Raw genomic sequence first — 13,799 nt, forward strand, 5'->3', positions numbered from 1 at the left:
AACGCTCATGAGCGACATCTATTCCAACGACCTGCTCGAACTGGCGGCTGATATCCCGCATATCGGCCGCCTGAGCGCTCCCCATGGCAGCGCCCACAAGGTCTCCCGGATTTGCGGGTCCGAGCTGACGCTGGACCTCAAACTGGATGAAGGGCGTATTTCCGAAATCGGGCTTGAGCTGCAAGCCTGTGCGCTGGGCCAGGCCAGCGCCAGCGTGTTCGCCCGGTCGGCGATCGGGGCTGACCTGGACGAAATTCGCGCCGCGCGGGAAGCGCTACGGGCGATGCTGAAAGAGGGTGCGCCGCCGCCAGGCGGCCGGTTTTCCGCCCTGGTCGCGCTTCAGCCCGCCGCCGCCTATCGCCAGCGTCATGGGTCTATACTGCTGGCGTTTGACGCGGCGCTGGAGGCTTTTGAGGCGGCGCTCGCTCAAACTCAGGCCTAATAGGGGACTCGGAACGAGTTTTGGATTGATCACGTGCGGAACTGGGCTTCTAATGTGTAGACGAGCTGGACTTGCACGCTTGCCGACTCGCGTTGGACTGGTATTGCTGCGCGCTTATCAAATCGGACTGTCTCCGATCCTTTACGCGTTTGGCGTGCGTTGCCGACATCAGCCCAGTTGTTCGAACTACGCAACCGATTGCGTTCGCGAACAAGGGTTGTGGCGCGGCTCCTGGCTGGCGGCGGGTCGAGTGCTTCGGTGCCGGCCAGGCGGCAGCTGGGGATATGACCCGGCTCCCGCACCTCGCCCGAGAACGGCGTGGTGGAAAGTCTGGGCGCTGCGCGAGGGGCCAGTGCGAGACAGGCAAGGCTACATACATCCGGCGGGTGAAACGCCGGATCGTGAATGAGTGGGGGAACGGACGTGGATCAACCAGTCCGATCGGGCATCTCGGCGGTCATCGTGACCTTTCGCACAGGTGACGTCCTGCTTGAGTGCGTGGATTCCGTGCTGGCGGCGCCCGATGTGGACGAGCTTGTGCTCGTCAATCACGATAATCCGTCCGACATGGTCGACCAGCTTGAACAGCGCGCCCGTCATGACGGGCGGCTGAAGCTGATTCATACCGGCGCCAATCTGGGCTTCTCCCGCGGCTGCAATATCGGAGCGAAGTCCGCCCAAGGCGATGTTCTGTTGTTCCTCAACCCGGATGCGGTTCTGAAACCGGGCGACGCCATCCGCCTGCGCGAGACCCTGCAGGGGCGAACCGAGCCCGCCATTATCGGCGCCCGTCTGATCGGACCTGATGGCAAGGAGCAGCGCGGGGCTCGTCGCGGCGCCCTGACCCTGGGCTCTGCGTTCACGGGGTTCCTGGGTCTGTCGTGCGCCTTTCACCGCGAACATGAACCGCTTCCCGGCGAGCCGGTGCAGATGCCGACGGTTTCAGGGGCGGCCATGGTGATGACCCGCCATGGATTTGAGATGCTTGACGGGTTTGACGAGGGTTATTTCCTCCATGTGGAGGATATCGACATCTGCAAGCGCGCCCGGGACGCGGGCGGTGAGGTCGTGTTTGAACCGCGCGTGGAGATCGCCCATGTGGGATCAACCTCCAAGATCAGCCAGGTGAAGGTGGAAATCTTCAAGGCGCTGGGGCTGGCGCGCTATTTCACCCTGCATGGCGGCCTGATCGGTCCGGTGCAGGGCTTTGTGCTGGGACCGGTCTTTCTGATGGGCGCGCTGGCGCGTTCGCTTGTCTCGCGCCTGCAGGCGCGCTCTGGCGCCAAGCTGTCAGCGACCGATCTCTGAAGGACAAGCAGCCCTAGGGCGTATCAGCACCTGCCGCATCTTGCACGGTGAGATCGTCTCCGAACTCTGGAACCGGACGAGCGTTCGCCTCGACGTTTGTGGCCGCGACGCCGTTTTCGGCGATATCACGGATCAACCAGTTCATTTCCTCGATCTCGCGCCGTTGAGCTTGAATGATTTCATCGGCCAACTGGCGCACACGAGCGTCTTCAAGAGCTGCGCGTTCGCTCGTCATGATGGCGATGGAATGGTGCGGGATCATCGCCCTCATGTAGGACTGGTCGCCGACAGTGACCTGGGATCGGACCAGAAACAGCGCCAGGATGAAAACCAAGGCGCTGCCGGCGTAGATGCCGAGATTGAGTTTGGTGTTCTTGTACATGCCTAGCATGAAGGAGAGCATGACCACCGCCATCGCCGCGCCCATTACAAAGGTCATGTAGAACCGGGTTTCGCTCCAGCGTAGATGCTCGAATGCGAAGGTGTTGAAATACATCAGGATGAACATGATCAGGGATGACGTCCCGATCATGGCGGCGAAGCGCCAGTACTTGTTGTTGTCGGTCATCAGAACCCTCAGTTTCGAAAAACTAGGAGGACTTGCAACGCTGTTCAGGCGCAGTTGTTCCGAGATTTGGGTCTGAAAAACAGACGCGCCGGACGCAGGGCGTCAACGCGGTGGAAACGGCCCTGCCTTGCTGAGCGCGGATTCGATGGGGTGTTTAAGCGCAACCTGTTCGAGCCAGTGGGCTGTCTCAATCATCTTGTCCAGATCAATGCCGGTGCTGAACCCGCCGCGTTCGAGCATGTAAACCACGTCCTCGGTCGCCACATTACCGGTTGCTTTCGGAGCGAACGGACAGCCGCCAATCCCGCCCGCTGACGCGTCGATCACATCCACGCCTGCCTCGACGGCGGCGTAGACATTGGCGATGGCGGTGTTTCGGGTGTTGTGAAAGTGAAGGCGCAGGCGCGCTTTCGGCGCGGCCTTGCGGACGATCTCCACGGCTTTGCTGACCTGCCAGGGCGTCGCAACGCCAATGGTGTCGCCCAGCGCGATTTCGGTCGCCCCGGCGGCTGCGGCGCGTCCGGCCAGCTCGCCCAGGATCGCGGGATCCACCTCACCGTCAAACGGGTCTCCGAACGCGACCGAGATGGTGGCGGAAAGCGGGATGCCCGCATCATGGGCGAGCACTGCGATGCGGTCCAGCAGATCGGCGGTGTCTTGTGGGGTGGCGTTCTGGTTGCGCTTTCCAAAGCCTTCAGAAGCGACCATGACGTAATTGATCTCGTCACAGCGCGACTCGATCGCCTGGCGCATGCCGCGCTCATTGAGCGCCAGCCCGATGAAGGACACGCCCTTGTGACGGTGGACCTGCTCCATCACGGCGACGGAGTCCGCCATTTTCGGCACCGCCTTGGGATTGACGAAGCTCGCCGCTTCCATGCGCTTGACCCCGGCGTCGATCAGCCGGTCGATGAAGTCCAGCTTTACGGAGGTTTCAAGCAGGACCGGGTCGTTTTGCAGGCCGTCGCGCGGTCCGACTTCAACGATCTCGATAGAACGGCTCATGGTCTGCTCCCAGAAGTTTCGGCGGCGCTGGCGTCGCAGCCGGTCGCGGCGATCAGCAACACCGTGTCGTCGCCGCGTGAATAATTGAACCCGTCCACAAGCCGCACCGCACAGGCGCGCTGCACAAACGGGCGCAGGGTCTCCGCCGCATTATCGCTCCAGCGGCTCAGATCAAATACGTAAAGTCGCGGTGTGGAGAAATCGAGGCGCCCGGCCGCCAGATCTGCAGCGATCTCATCCGCATCGCGCAAATGCACCGCGCCGCGCGTCAGGAAGACGAAGCTGGGCTCGGTGTAGGTGGAGACCAGTTCTGCATCCCCGACAAGCGCACGCATGTCCGCGACTTCCGCTGCTGCGGGGCCGGAGGGGAACAGGATTTCGGCCGATGGCGCGACCACGCCCCGGCCCAGCCCATGCCAGCTGAGCCCGATCACCACCAGACCGATCAACGCCAGATCATAGCGTCGCATGTAAAGCGCGAAGGTCGCCGCGAGCCCGCAAAACACCATGATCCCGGTCGCCAGAAAGGCCGCCCATTGCGCGCCGGAAAACCGCCAGGCGAGCGCGATCAGAAGGCCGCTCGCCAAAAGGACGCCCAGACCCAGCAATCCCAGCCCCACAAGCCGCCAGCGGCGTTTCACCCGCCCCCAGCGGGCCAGACCGAGCCCGGCGATGACGGCGAGGGCGGGATAGATCGGCAAGGGGTAGTGGGGCAGCTTGGTGGGGATCAGCTCCACCAGCAGCCAGGCAGGCGCGATAAAGGCGACTAGAAGGCGCGCGGCTTGTGCGTCTTGCGTCTGGTCGCGCCAATCCTTGACCAGGCTCGCCAGTCCCGTAGGCAGGCTGACGATCGCGGGCAGGAACAGAATGGGGAGGAGCAACAGATGACTGCCCGGCGGCGCGCCATGGCCTTCATGGCCAGAGACCAGCTTGGGCGCCATGTCGCCGCCCAGCGCGTCGGACAGGAAGGCGCCGTCCGTCGCAATCTGAACGCCGATCAGCCAGGGCAGAAGGATCAGCGCGGCCAGCACCGGGCCCGGCCAGTAGAAGAACACTTTCAGCCAGATCACGCGGCGTTCGAGCGCGCAAAGCGTCACCACCGCCAGCCCCATCATGGCGGGTGTTACCGGGCCCTTGATGAGCGCTCCCAACGCCACAAACACCCACATCAACATCGCCCAGCGGCGGCGGTGAGAGTCCGTTTTCGCCAACCAGACCTCGACAAGGGCGAGAAAGCTCAGCCCGGTCATGGCGCACAGAAGCGCGTCGGTCTTGGCGATGCCGCCTTCCGACGCCAGCAATAACGTGACGGACACCAGCGCCCCGGCGAAGACGCCCGTGCGATGATCGTAAAGGCGCCGGCCCGCCCAGAAGGCGCTCAGCGCAGCCAGGATCGCACCGAGCGCCGATGGCAGTCGGTAGGCCCAGATGTCACGCGCCTCCGGCCCGGTGGTCACCGCGACGCTCAGGCTTTGCAGCCAGTAGATCCCGATGGGCTTTTTGTGGCGCGGCTCGTCCTGAAACCGGATCTCGACGAAATCACCGCTTTCAAGCATTTGCGCGCTGGCCTGAGCGAAGCGCGCTTCGTCGCGGTCGAGCACGGGCAAGGTAAATACGCCCAGAAGACTGGCGATCAGGGCCAGGCCGGCGATGAACAGGCTGGCCCATTCGGTGTTTATCAGGCGATCTTGCAACGACATGAACGGCCCGGGCGCAGAGAAAAAAGAAAAAGGTCGTGCGTCTGTGTGAATAATCGGTATGAAACGCGGCAAGATATTCTTCAAGCAAGTCCGTCCAAGACGAAGCGTTTCATGACTGATCCCCGCCCAGAGCTGAGTATTATCGCACCGATGCATAACGAGGCAGGTAACGCTGCGCGTCTTGCCGAAGAAATCTATAGCGTTCTGAAGGACCGGTCGCACGAAATCGTTCTGGTCAATGACGCCAGCACCGATGAGACGCTGGCTGAATTGCTGGCGGCGAAGGAGACCATCCCGACGCTGCGGATCGTGACGCACCGCAAGAACGCCGGCCAGTCTCGTGCGATCCGCACCGGCGTTCTGGCCGCCAAGGCGCCGCTGATCTGCATGCTGGATGGCGATGGCCAGAACCCGCCCGCCGATATTCCGACCCTAATCGACGCCCTGACAGCGGCGCCGGAGACCACCGGAATGGTGGCGGGGCGCCGCGTGGGACGCCAGGACAGCGCGTGGAAGAAAACCGCCTCGCGGCTTGGCAATGGCGTGCGCAAAGCCTTGCTGAATGACGATGCCGACGACACAGGCTGCGGGCTCAAGGCCTTCCGTCGGGACGCCTATTTGCTATTGCCCTTCTTTGATCACCAGCACCGTTTCCTCCCCGCCTTGATGAAGCGCGAAGGCTTTGATGTGGGCTTTCGGGATGTGGGCCATAGGCCACGCACCGCCGGCCAATCGAAATATACCAATCTGGGACGTCTTTTCGCCTCTTTGAGCGATATGCTAGGTATGATGTGGCTTAACAGTCGTGCGCGTCAGCCCGGCGGCTGGGACGAGGCCTGATCAGGCGACCGAGATCTTCGGCGCCGGTGGTGGACGGGCGACGGGGATAGGAGAACGGTCATGACCGGTCCGACGGGTTCAGGTGTCGCTGTGGGGCTCGCCAGCTCTGAAGCGCAGGTTCAACAGAGCGGGGGGCTCAACGTGTTTACGATTTTTCCGAAACTACTCATTCCCATGGCGGTTTATGCCCTGGTTGCCTATAGCGACGCTTTTTTTGGCGGCGAAGGCGCGTCCATGCTGACCAATCCGCTGATCACCCTGGGCCTGCCCAGCGGAGAGTGGGCGGTGTCCGCCGCTGACCTGATCCTCACGCTGGCTCTGGCCATGCTGTTTATTGAAATGGTGGGATCCGCCAGTTCGGGCACGTCGTCCTTGCTCAATCATGGTCTGTCCATGGCGACCTTGCTGGTGGGCATTCTGCTCTTCCTGCTGGTTCCGGTCTTCGCCACCTCCACTTTCTTCCTGCTCATCGTGATGAGTCTTCTGGATGTGGTGGCGGGCTTCACCGTGACGGCCATTTCGGCGCGCCGCGATCTCGGCGCCGGCTAGTCGACAAGTCTGACGTAATGAAAACGGCCGGTTCCATGATGGAGCCGGCCGTTTGTGTTTCAGGCGAAGCCTGCGCTCTTGCTTCGGGTCTCAGATCATCACGAACAACAGCGCGAAGACCCAGGCGCCATCCCACAACGGACTGAACCGGTCCTGAAGGTCTTTCAGCGTGTAGAGCCTGCTCATGCCGACCGCTCCTGCGAACGGGGGCCGGGTTGGCCGCTCAGGGTCTGCTGGGCGCTGTCATAGGCGCGGGCATAGCGCGTCCGTTCACTGGCGTCTGCCCGCAGGCCGCGCCGCGGGTGCGGGAAGTCTGCCTGAACTTGAACCCCCACCGCGCTTGTCGCACGGGAGACGGCGGGGGGAGGCGCCAGCTCTGCGTCACGTTTGGCTGCGCGACGGTCCGGTCGGCCCGACGCGCGGCGATCCTCGCGCCGGCTCGGCGCGCCCGGCGTCGCAGGCTGAACCTGATCGGCGCGAGAGCGGGCGGGCGCGGGCAGCGCCAGACGGCGCGGAGAATTGGAACCAGAAACAAACATGACCTGAACCGAGCAAGGTCCAGGCCAAGTTTAACGCTTCGTTTACGTCTCTAAACGCGTCATTAACCGTGTTCGCGTTTCAAAACGGAACGGATCAGTCCTTGTCCGCTAGCTGATCAAGTTTCTGACGCATGGCTTCAAGCTCGGCGCGCAGAGATTGCACATCGTCACTGCGCGGGTTGTCGGAGGCGGGTGCGGGGGGCGCGTCGCCCATGCCGGCGCCCGTGGAGAAGGGCGTGAACATCGACATCGCCTGCTGGAACATCGCCATGTTGCGCTTGGTCTGTTCTTCAAGCATAGCCATGGAATTGCCGCCCATCGCATCCCCCATGGCGCCGGTCATCTTGTCGCGCATGGCTTTGTGCTGGCGCGATAAGGTGTCCATCGACATTTGAAGATAGCTGGGGACCATGGATTGCATCGAGTCTCCGTAAAACGAGATCAGCTGGCGCAGGAACTCCACCGGAAGCAGCGTCTCGCCCTTGGATTCTTCTTCGAAGATGATCTGGGCCAGAACGCCCCGCGTCAGATCGTCTCCCGATTTGGCGTCGATGACCTTGAAGTCACGGCCCTCCCGGACGAGTTCTCGCAGATGGTCCAACGTCACATAACGGCTTGCGGACGTGTCGTATAAGCGGCGGTTCGCATACTTCTTGATGGTTACGACGTCAGACTTCTTGGTCTCGGTCACGCGGTGTCCTCCCTAAGATCCCTCTTGGATACTCCGATGGTCCCACAACATCCGGCTCGACTCAGCTGCAATTCAACGTCATTAATCATAGGGGCGGCGCCAGGGGTCGGAGTGTGGCCGTCACAGCTGGATTGCTGCGCGCGCCACATTGTTATGCTGCGCAGCATAACCCGGATTTGTACTGAAGGACAAAGGGGAAATCGTAATGCGGCGAACAGCTTTGGTGACAGGCGGTACACGAGGGATCGGGCGCGCAATTTCGATTGCATTGAAAACGGCGGGATATTCTGTCGGCGCCAATTATGCGGGCAATGACGAAGTCGCAACCGCATTCACCGAAGAGACCGGCATTCCAAGCTTCAAATGGTCAGTCGCCGATTACGATGCGTGCGTTGAGGGCCTCAAAGAGGTGGAAAGCCAGCTGGGTCCTGTGGACGTGCTGGTCAACAACGCCGGCATCACCCGTGACGCGCCCTTTCACAAAATGTCGCCTGAGCAATGGCGAGAGGTGATCGACACCAATCTCAGCGGCGTTTTCAATATGACCCACCCTGTGTGGCCGGGCATGCGCGAGCGCGGCTTTGGGCGGATCATCACGATTTCTTCCATCAACGGCCAGAAAGGCCAGTTCGCTCAAGCCAATTATTCCGCCGCCAAGGCGGGGGATCTGGGCTTCACCAAGGCGCTGGCGCAGGAAGGCGCGCGCAAGGGCATCACCGTCAATGCGATTTGCCCCGGCTATATCGCCACGGAAATGGTGATGGCGGTTCCCGAAGATGTGAGGCAGCAGATTATCTCCACGATACCTGTGGGTCGTCTGGGCGAAGCGCAGGAGATCGCGCGTTGCGTGGTGTTCCTGTCCTCTGACGATGCGGGCTTCATCACGGGCGCCACATTGACCGCCAATGGCGGTCAGTACATGGCCTAACTGTCATCGGTCGCAGACACACCTTGCTTGCGCCTCGAAATCGCCCTGAAGCGGCTTAATCTCCATCGCCATGAAACGTGGTATTTTTGGCCTTCTTGTCATTGGCGCCGGGCTATGTGCGCTGGGGACTGCAGAAGGCGTCGCTCAACCCAACCCGTTCCGGCGCATGCTGGGGCAGGAGGTTCAGGCCGTGGAGCGCTCGCTATGGTTCGAGCGCGCTGATGGTCGTGGCGGCTTCATTTTTGACCGCTCGGCGCGTATGCCGCTGATCCAGGCGGACAGCGATGACGAAGTGCTGGCCGTGCATCAGGCGCGCGCAGCGGGGGGCGGCGAGGTCTGGCTCACAGATACCGGACGCGTGATGTTGCGGCAGTCCAATCTGGGCGGCTGGACCTATTTCCCCTCTGATCGGCCTGATGGCGTGATTGTGGAACCGGTCGGCCAGGCGCGAGGTTTTGAAGTCCAGCCCATGGAAGACTCCGCACTGGAGCGTGCCGCCACTGATATGGCGCAAGCGCTTGCAGAGCTGTCTCGCAACGAGGTGCGCGCCGAGCTGACTGCGCTTGATCCTGAAGGCAACGCGTATATGGCGGACGCCATGCGCATGGTGCGTCGGGGCGCGGATCTGGCGCCGCGGCGCAGTGTCCGCGACTTGCAAGTTGTTCGGCTGGGCGTCGGCGAGCGTCCGCGCGTGTCCTATGACGGGCAAGTTCTGGACATCTCCATCACCCCGTCCATGGGGTATGGCGGGCGACCCAGCTCGGCCCTGATCCGTCAGAGCCTTGAGAGTCAGAGCCGCTGATCGGCTCAGCTAGGGCGCGCCGTCCGGGCCGGGGCGCCAGTCCTTTGGCGCCAGTTCAAATCCCTCAAATTCAAATCCGGGCGCGACCAGACAGCTGACCAGAGTCCAGGCGCCCAGCGATTCCGCCGTCTGCCAGGCGTGCGGCGGTATGACGAGTTGCGGTCGCTCACCAGATCTCAGATTGGGGCCAAGCCTCTGATTGCGCGCGGAGACGCCATCCTCGCTCCAGCTCAACGACAAGGGCGCGCCGGCTTGCCACAGCCAGGTTTCGGCGGCGTCGACCTTGTGCCAGGCTGAAACTTGGTCAGCAGCGAGCAGAAAATAGATCGCGGTGAAGCGCGACCGGCCGTCCGGTCCCGGCTCGGCGCGATGGGTTTCGACATAATGGCCGCCCTCCGGATGGGGCCTCATGCCGAGCATGCGAATGATCTCGTTCACGCCCAAATCACCGGTTGGCGTCATGATGCACTTCCTTTTGGCCTGAAATTTGCAAAGCATTCTCAAAGTAGAACAGGTGCAGGTCCATGGCCCAGAACACGTTCGGAAAACTGAAATTGCTCAAATCAGGCGGCTCGACAAGCCGTGTGATTGATTTGTTGTCGGTTCACGAATGCGCCGGTCCGCTGGGCATGACCAGCAAGACCGCCATGTTCAACACCAAACGCCTCAACACCAGCTTCATTGTGAAACACACTTTGCGGCCGTGGGAGCGCGAACAGCTGAGCGGCGCACGCATCTCAGCCACGAAGATCATCATCCCGATTTCCGAACGCAATCTGGATACCGGCGGTCATAGCATTTTTGTCGAGGACCCGGCTCTGGATGAGAAGCTGAGCAGCCATCTGGGCGTGTCGCGCGCCTTGCCGCGTTTCCGTGAAGACATCACGCGCCTGCGCGAGCTGTCCAAGCTGCCGTCTTTTGACCCGTATTTGCTGTCTGACCATTTCCGTCTGGATAAGCGCCCGGTGTCTGACGCGTATTTCGAGATGAACGAGCGTGAGCTCAGCGCCATCAGCGAGTTTGTGGCGGGTCAGATCAATCTTCTGGTTCGCCGGGCGATGAATTCAGATCAGGATGGCTCACTGTCCAAGGCGCGCAAGCTGGCGTCGACCCTGTTTGAGGATCACACCTCTTCCAAGCTCGATGTGTTGCGTCTGGCGCTGAACATGTCGCCCGAACAGTATCGCGACGGCGTCAACGGCTGGAAGGGCACGCTGTACTATTGCTGGCGCGCGGGCAGCTGCAATACGGAATTGTCGGAGTTCATCGCATCCCTCAAGCAGCTCAATCTGGGACAGCTGAACGCCAGTGACCGCGATGAGTATCGCCAGGCCATGGGCGGACTCGCCCGGCTGGCGGGACAGCGCTGGGCGCGGGTCCAGAACCGCCTGTCGCAATACCATGAGCAGTTCTCACGCTTCATCAAGGATGGCGACGGCGCCGCCCTGTCGCAATTTTTGATCATGGCGCCGGATATGTTCGTGGAAATGGGCGAGGATATGAGCCGCATCCAGCATGTGTGCGCCTCCTGGCGCTTCTGGGTCGGCGACAGACAAGCCTGTGACCTGCCGGTCGCCGAAGCACGCAGCCTGCTTGAAGATTTCGACGCTGCGCTCAGCCTGGAGCCGCACGCTCAGGCGGCTTGATCAGAACGTGTCCTTGCGCCGCCGCAATTCGGCGAAAACTTGCGCATCGCTGGCCGTTTGAAGGCCGAGGCGCGCCCGCAGCCCCTCATCATCCCATCGTAAGAACGGATTGGCTTCGCACTCCGCCGCCAGAACGGTGGGGATGGTCGGCTGATCGTCTGCGCGCAAGGCGTCCACGCGGCGCGCATAGCTTTGCAAAGCCTGATTGTCGGGATCGATGCTCAACGCAAAGCGGGCGTTGGCCTGGGTGTATTCATGGGCGCAATAGATCACGGTTTCCGGCGGCAGATTGCGAAGGCGCGCCAGCCCGGCCTGCATTTGCTCGGGCGTGCCTTCAAACATCCGGCCGCAGCCCAACGCGAACAGGCTGTCGCCCACAAAGGCCACCCCCGCATCCTCGAACCAGTACGCCACATGGCCCAGCGTGTGGCCGCCCACATCAATCACTTGCGCGCGCTCATCGCCCAGCATCACCGTGTCGCCGGGGCTGACCGGCTGGTCCACATGACCGATCGTCGCCTGTTCAGCACGCGGCGCGATGATCTGCGCGCCGGTGGCTTTGGCTATGGCGGCGTTGCCGCCAGCATGGTCCCAATGGTGATGGGTGTTCCAGATCGCGGAGATCGGCCAGCCCAGCGTCTGGGCCTCTTCAAGAATGACTTCGGCTTCGGGCGTGTCGATCACAGCGACCTCTCCGGTTTCGGAGCACCGGACCAGAAACCCGTAATTGTCCTGAAGGCAGGGAAACTGCCGGATTTCGAGCGCCATGAAGTCGCCTTTCACAGATTGGACTCTTTGAATGGAGCCAAGCCTTACCCAGATGAAGGGAACAGCCTAGCATGGGGCTGAACCCTGTTTCCATGAGCTGACTGATGCGAACCGACGCGCTGGACATCGCCCGCTTTTACCGCACGCCCCCCGGCCGGGCGGCGCGCGACATGGTGCAGCGCCGGATCCAGGCGCTTTGGCCGGATGTGGAGGGGCTGGACATGCTCGGTTTTGGCTATGCGCCGCCTTTTCTTGAGCCGTTCAGCGACAGGGCGCGCCGCGCCATCGCCTTCATGCCCGCCGCACAGGGGGCGGTGCCCTGGCCGGCGCAAGGCGTGGGCAAGGGCGGCCTGACCATGCTGGGCGATGAACAGCGTTTTGGTTTCAAAGAGGCCCTCTTTGATCGCGTCATCCTGGTGCACGCTCTTGAAGAAGCCGCCGATCCGGCGCGTCTGCTGCGAGAAGTGTGGCGTGTGATGGCCCCTGAAGGCCGGCTGCTGGTGATCGCCGCGCATCGCTCAGGATTGTGGTCGCGTGTAGATTCAACGCCGTTTGGGCACGGCCGACCGTTTTCGCGCAGCCAGCTTGGCGGTTTGCTCAGCGATGCTCTGTTTGAACCCGTCGCCTGGTCACGCGCGCTCTACGCGCCGCCCTGGCGGTTCGCCTGCGGCCCCAAGACTGTCCGCGCGTTTGAGTCGACAGGTGAGCGGCTCTGGCCGGCCTTCGGGGGATTGATCCTCAGCGAGGCGGTCAAGCATGTGGGCGCGGTGCGTCCGGGCGGCGCGACGCAGCGTGTGCGCAGAAAGAGCCTTGAAGGCGCGACAAGGCCCGCGCTATCTCCTCGCTCAGATACGACCTCGCATTCAGATGAGCAGAAAGGCGCATCATGACGCTTCAGCCCCGTCCCGGTCTTCTCGACATCAAACCCTATGTGCCCGGCGCCGCCGCGCCCGAGGGGGCGGTGAAGCTGTCCTCCAACGAGAACGCGCTGGGGTGCAGCCCGAAAGCCGCCGAGGCGTTCAAGGCGTCGGCGAGCGTCCTGCACACCTATCCGGACGGCGGCGCGACCGCGTTGCGCGAAGCCATCGCCAAGATGGAGAACATCAAGGCTGAACAGATCGTCTGCGGGGCCGGCTCGGATGAATTGCTGCAGCTGATCGGCAAGGCTTATCTGGCGCCGGGCGACAAGGTCGTTCAGAGCCAGTACGGCTTTCTGGTCTATCGTCTGGTGGCGATGCAATCGGGCGCCGAGATCGTCTCCGCCCCGGAAAAGCATTACACGGCGGATGTGGATGCGCTGATCGAGACCGCGGGCGATGACGCCAAGATCGTGTTCCTCGCCAATCCCAACAATCCCACCGGGACCTGGATTCCGGGCTCGGAAATCCGCCGTCTTCGCGAAGGTCTTCCGGAGTCCACGCTGCTGGTGGTCGACTGCGCCTATGGCGAGTTTGTCGATGCGCCGGATTATGAAGACCCGCTGGCGCTGGTGAGCGAATACGACAATGTGGTCGTCACGCGCACCTTCTCTAAAATTCATGGCCTCGCCGGCCTGCGCCTGGGCTGGATGTATGGCCCCAAAGAGGTGGTGGACGTCATTCACCGCGTCCGCGGCCCGTTCAACGTCAACCTGCCGGCGATCGAAGCTGGCGTTGAAGCGATCCAGGATGTCGAGTTCGTCGCGAAATCAAAAGCGCATAACGATCAGTCGCTCGCCTTCCTGACCCAGCAACTGGGCGGCCTGGGTCTCGAAGTGACGCCGTCGGTCTGCAATTTCGTGCTGGTCCATTTCCCTGAAACGCCGGGCAAGACCGCTGACGATGCCAATAAATTCCTCGCTGAACGTGGTCTGATCGTACGCGGCGTACAGCCCTATGGCCTGCCCAATGCGCTGCGCATTTCTGTGGGGCTGGACGCGCATAACCGCGCTGTCGTGGATGCGCTGACGGCGTTCACCCAAGGCTAGCCGGGCTCCTCGATCAATTAGAAAAACCCCGGACGGTCTGACCGTCC

At 62.2% G+C, this 13,799-nt stretch carries 17 protein-coding genes; 10 read left to right on the top strand and 7 right to left on the bottom strand.

Annotated features, from left to right (window positions below; genetic code table 11):
* Positions 1–7: 7 nt before the first annotated feature.
* Genes G405_RS0109590 through G405_RS15635 form a run of 3 tightly spaced genes read left to right on the top strand, consistent with a single transcriptional unit; the run spans position 8 to position 1,750 of the window.
* Entirely contained in the window at positions 8–442 is a 435-nt protein-coding gene (locus G405_RS0109590) for an iron-sulfur cluster assembly scaffold protein (protein ID WP_022701300.1), read from the top strand.
* Between the two features lie 52 nt (positions 443–494).
* Positions 495–851, top strand: a complete 357-nt coding sequence (yidD, locus tag G405_RS16820) for a membrane protein insertion efficiency factor YidD (protein ID WP_084683453.1) — start codon at positions 495–497, stop codon at positions 849–851.
* A 14-nt stretch (positions 852–865) separates the two neighbouring features.
* Positions 866–1,750, top strand: coding sequence for a glycosyltransferase family 2 protein (locus G405_RS15635; protein WP_022701301.1), 885 nt, complete (start codon positions 866–868; stop codon positions 1,748–1,750).
* A 13-nt stretch (positions 1,751–1,763) separates the two neighbouring features.
* On the opposite strand, the gene G405_RS0109600 is transcribed toward G405_RS15635, so the two are convergent.
* The 3 genes from G405_RS0109600 to G405_RS16570 form a co-directional block, all read right to left on the bottom strand.
* Complete coding sequence (locus G405_RS0109600) at positions 1,764–2,318, bottom strand: DUF305 domain-containing protein (RefSeq protein WP_022701302.1); 555 nt, start codon at positions 2,316–2,318, stop codon at positions 1,764–1,766.
* Between the two features lie 102 nt (positions 2,319–2,420).
* The gene (locus tag G405_RS0109605; RefSeq protein WP_022701303.1) at positions 2,421–3,323 is read right to left on the bottom strand and encodes a hydroxymethylglutaryl-CoA lyase; all 903 of its coding nucleotides are present in this window, start codon (positions 3,321–3,323) and stop codon (positions 2,421–2,423) included.
* Entirely contained in the window at positions 3,320–5,023 is a 1,704-nt protein-coding gene (locus tag G405_RS16570) for an ArnT family glycosyltransferase (protein ID WP_169447514.1), read from the bottom strand. Before G405_RS16570 ends, G405_RS0109605 begins: the two co-directional genes overlap by 4 nt.
* Before the next feature lie 111 nt (positions 5,024–5,134).
* Between G405_RS16570 and G405_RS0109615 the strand changes: the two genes are divergently transcribed.
* Together G405_RS0109615 and G405_RS0109620 are read left to right on the top strand one after the other, a co-directional pair.
* On the top strand, positions 5,135–5,863 hold the full coding sequence (locus G405_RS0109615; protein WP_022701305.1) for a glycosyltransferase family 2 protein: 729 nt from the start codon (positions 5,135–5,137) through the stop codon (positions 5,861–5,863).
* A 60-nt stretch (positions 5,864–5,923) separates the two neighbouring features.
* Positions 5,924–6,412 carry a hypothetical protein gene (locus G405_RS0109620; RefSeq protein WP_022701306.1) on the top strand — a complete coding sequence of 163 codons (489 nt, stop codon included), beginning with the start codon at positions 5,924–5,926 and terminating at the stop codon, positions 6,410–6,412.
* A gap of 182 nt (positions 6,413–6,594) precedes the next feature.
* Here G405_RS0109620 and G405_RS0109630 read toward each other — a convergent pair whose 3' ends face one another.
* Entirely contained in the window at positions 6,595–6,951 is a 357-nt protein-coding gene (locus tag G405_RS0109630; protein WP_022701308.1) for a hypothetical protein, read from the bottom strand.
* 94 nt (positions 6,952–7,045) lie between these two features.
* Positions 7,046–7,642 carry a polyhydroxyalkanoate synthesis repressor PhaR gene (gene phaR, locus G405_RS0109635; protein WP_022701309.1) on the bottom strand — a complete coding sequence of 199 codons (597 nt, stop codon included), beginning with the start codon at positions 7,640–7,642 and terminating at the stop codon, positions 7,046–7,048.
* A gap of 205 nt (positions 7,643–7,847) precedes the next feature.
* Between phaR and phbB the strand changes: the two genes are divergently transcribed.
* Together phbB and G405_RS0109645 are read left to right on the top strand one after the other, a co-directional pair.
* The gene (gene phbB, locus G405_RS0109640) at positions 7,848–8,570 is read left to right on the top strand and encodes a beta-ketoacyl-ACP reductase (protein ID WP_028284708.1); all 723 of its coding nucleotides are present in this window, start codon (positions 7,848–7,850) and stop codon (positions 8,568–8,570) included.
* A gap of 70 nt (positions 8,571–8,640) precedes the next feature.
* On the top strand, positions 8,641–9,372 hold the full coding sequence (locus G405_RS0109645) for a DUF4908 domain-containing protein (protein ID WP_084683456.1): 732 nt from the start codon (positions 8,641–8,643) through the stop codon (positions 9,370–9,372).
* Between the two features lie 9 nt (positions 9,373–9,381).
* Here the strand turns inward: G405_RS0109645 and G405_RS0109650 are convergent, their stop codons facing one another.
* Positions 9,382–9,834: a cupin domain-containing protein gene (locus tag G405_RS0109650; protein WP_022701312.1), complete on the bottom strand. Its 453-nt coding sequence runs from the start codon at positions 9,832–9,834 to the stop codon at positions 9,382–9,384.
* A gap of 62 nt (positions 9,835–9,896) precedes the next feature.
* Here G405_RS0109650 and G405_RS0109660 point away from each other — a divergent pair, with 62 nt between their 5' ends.
* A complete protein-coding gene (locus G405_RS0109660) occupies positions 9,897–11,018 on the top strand; it encodes a hypothetical protein (protein ID WP_022701313.1) in 1,122 nt (373 codons plus the stop codon).
* On the opposite strand, the gene gloB is transcribed toward G405_RS0109660, so the two are convergent.
* Positions 11,019–11,786, bottom strand: coding sequence for a hydroxyacylglutathione hydrolase (gloB, locus tag G405_RS0109665; RefSeq protein ID WP_022701314.1), 768 nt, complete (start codon positions 11,784–11,786; stop codon positions 11,019–11,021).
* A 104-nt stretch (positions 11,787–11,890) separates the two neighbouring features.
* Between gloB and G405_RS0109670 the strand changes: the two genes are divergently transcribed.
* The gene (locus tag G405_RS0109670) at positions 11,891–12,676 is read left to right on the top strand and encodes a class I SAM-dependent methyltransferase (protein ID WP_022701315.1); all 786 of its coding nucleotides are present in this window, start codon (positions 11,891–11,893) and stop codon (positions 12,674–12,676) included.
* Positions 12,673–13,752, top strand: a complete 1,080-nt coding sequence (hisC, locus tag G405_RS0109675; RefSeq protein WP_022701316.1) for a histidinol-phosphate transaminase — start codon at positions 12,673–12,675, stop codon at positions 13,750–13,752. Before G405_RS0109670 ends, hisC begins: the two co-directional genes overlap by 4 nt.
* Positions 13,753–13,799: the final 47 nt, after the last annotated feature.

Source organism: Oceanicaulis alexandrii DSM 11625 (assembly GCF_000420265.1).
Classification (GTDB): Bacteria; Pseudomonadota; Alphaproteobacteria; order Caulobacterales; family Maricaulaceae; genus Oceanicaulis; species Oceanicaulis alexandrii.

Bases quoted from the DNA above. Each gene is read 5' to 3' on its own strand.
- gloB (WP_022701314.1), bottom strand. From the start codon at position 11,786: ATGGCGCTCGAAATCCGGCAGTTTCCCTGCCTTCAGGACAATTACGGG.
- yidD (WP_084683453.1), top strand. From the start codon at position 495: ATGTGTAGACGAGCTGGACTTGCACGCTTGCCGACTCGCGTTGGACTG.
- G405_RS0109645 (WP_084683456.1), top strand. From the start codon at position 8,641: ATGAAACGTGGTATTTTTGGCCTTCTTGTCATTGGCGCCGGGCTATGT.
- G405_RS0109615 (WP_022701305.1), top strand. From the start codon at position 5,135: ATGACTGATCCCCGCCCAGAGCTGAGTATTATCGCACCGATGCATAAC.
- G405_RS0109620 (WP_022701306.1), top strand. From the start codon at position 5,924: ATGACCGGTCCGACGGGTTCAGGTGTCGCTGTGGGGCTCGCCAGCTCT.
- phbB (WP_028284708.1), top strand. From the start codon at position 7,848: ATGCGGCGAACAGCTTTGGTGACAGGCGGTACACGAGGGATCGGGCGC.
- G405_RS0109600 (WP_022701302.1), bottom strand. From the start codon at position 2,318: ATGACCGACAACAACAAGTACTGGCGCTTCGCCGCCATGATCGGGACG.
- G405_RS16570 (WP_169447514.1), bottom strand. From the start codon at position 5,023: ATGTCGTTGCAAGATCGCCTGATAAACACCGAATGGGCCAGCCTGTTC.
- G405_RS0109670 (WP_022701315.1), top strand. From the start codon at position 11,891: ATGCGAACCGACGCGCTGGACATCGCCCGCTTTTACCGCACGCCCCCC.
- G405_RS0109590 (WP_022701300.1), top strand. From the start codon at position 8: ATGAGCGACATCTATTCCAACGACCTGCTCGAACTGGCGGCTGATATC.
- hisC (WP_022701316.1), top strand. From the start codon at position 12,673: ATGACGCTTCAGCCCCGTCCCGGTCTTCTCGACATCAAACCCTATGTG.
- G405_RS0109660 (WP_022701313.1), top strand. From the start codon at position 9,897: ATGGCCCAGAACACGTTCGGAAAACTGAAATTGCTCAAATCAGGCGGC.
- G405_RS0109650 (WP_022701312.1), bottom strand. From the start codon at position 9,834: ATGACGCCAACCGGTGATTTGGGCGTGAACGAGATCATTCGCATGCTC.
- G405_RS0109605 (WP_022701303.1), bottom strand. From the start codon at position 3,323: ATGAGCCGTTCTATCGAGATCGTTGAAGTCGGACCGCGCGACGGCCTG.
- G405_RS0109630 (WP_022701308.1), bottom strand. From the start codon at position 6,951: ATGTTTGTTTCTGGTTCCAATTCTCCGCGCCGTCTGGCGCTGCCCGCG.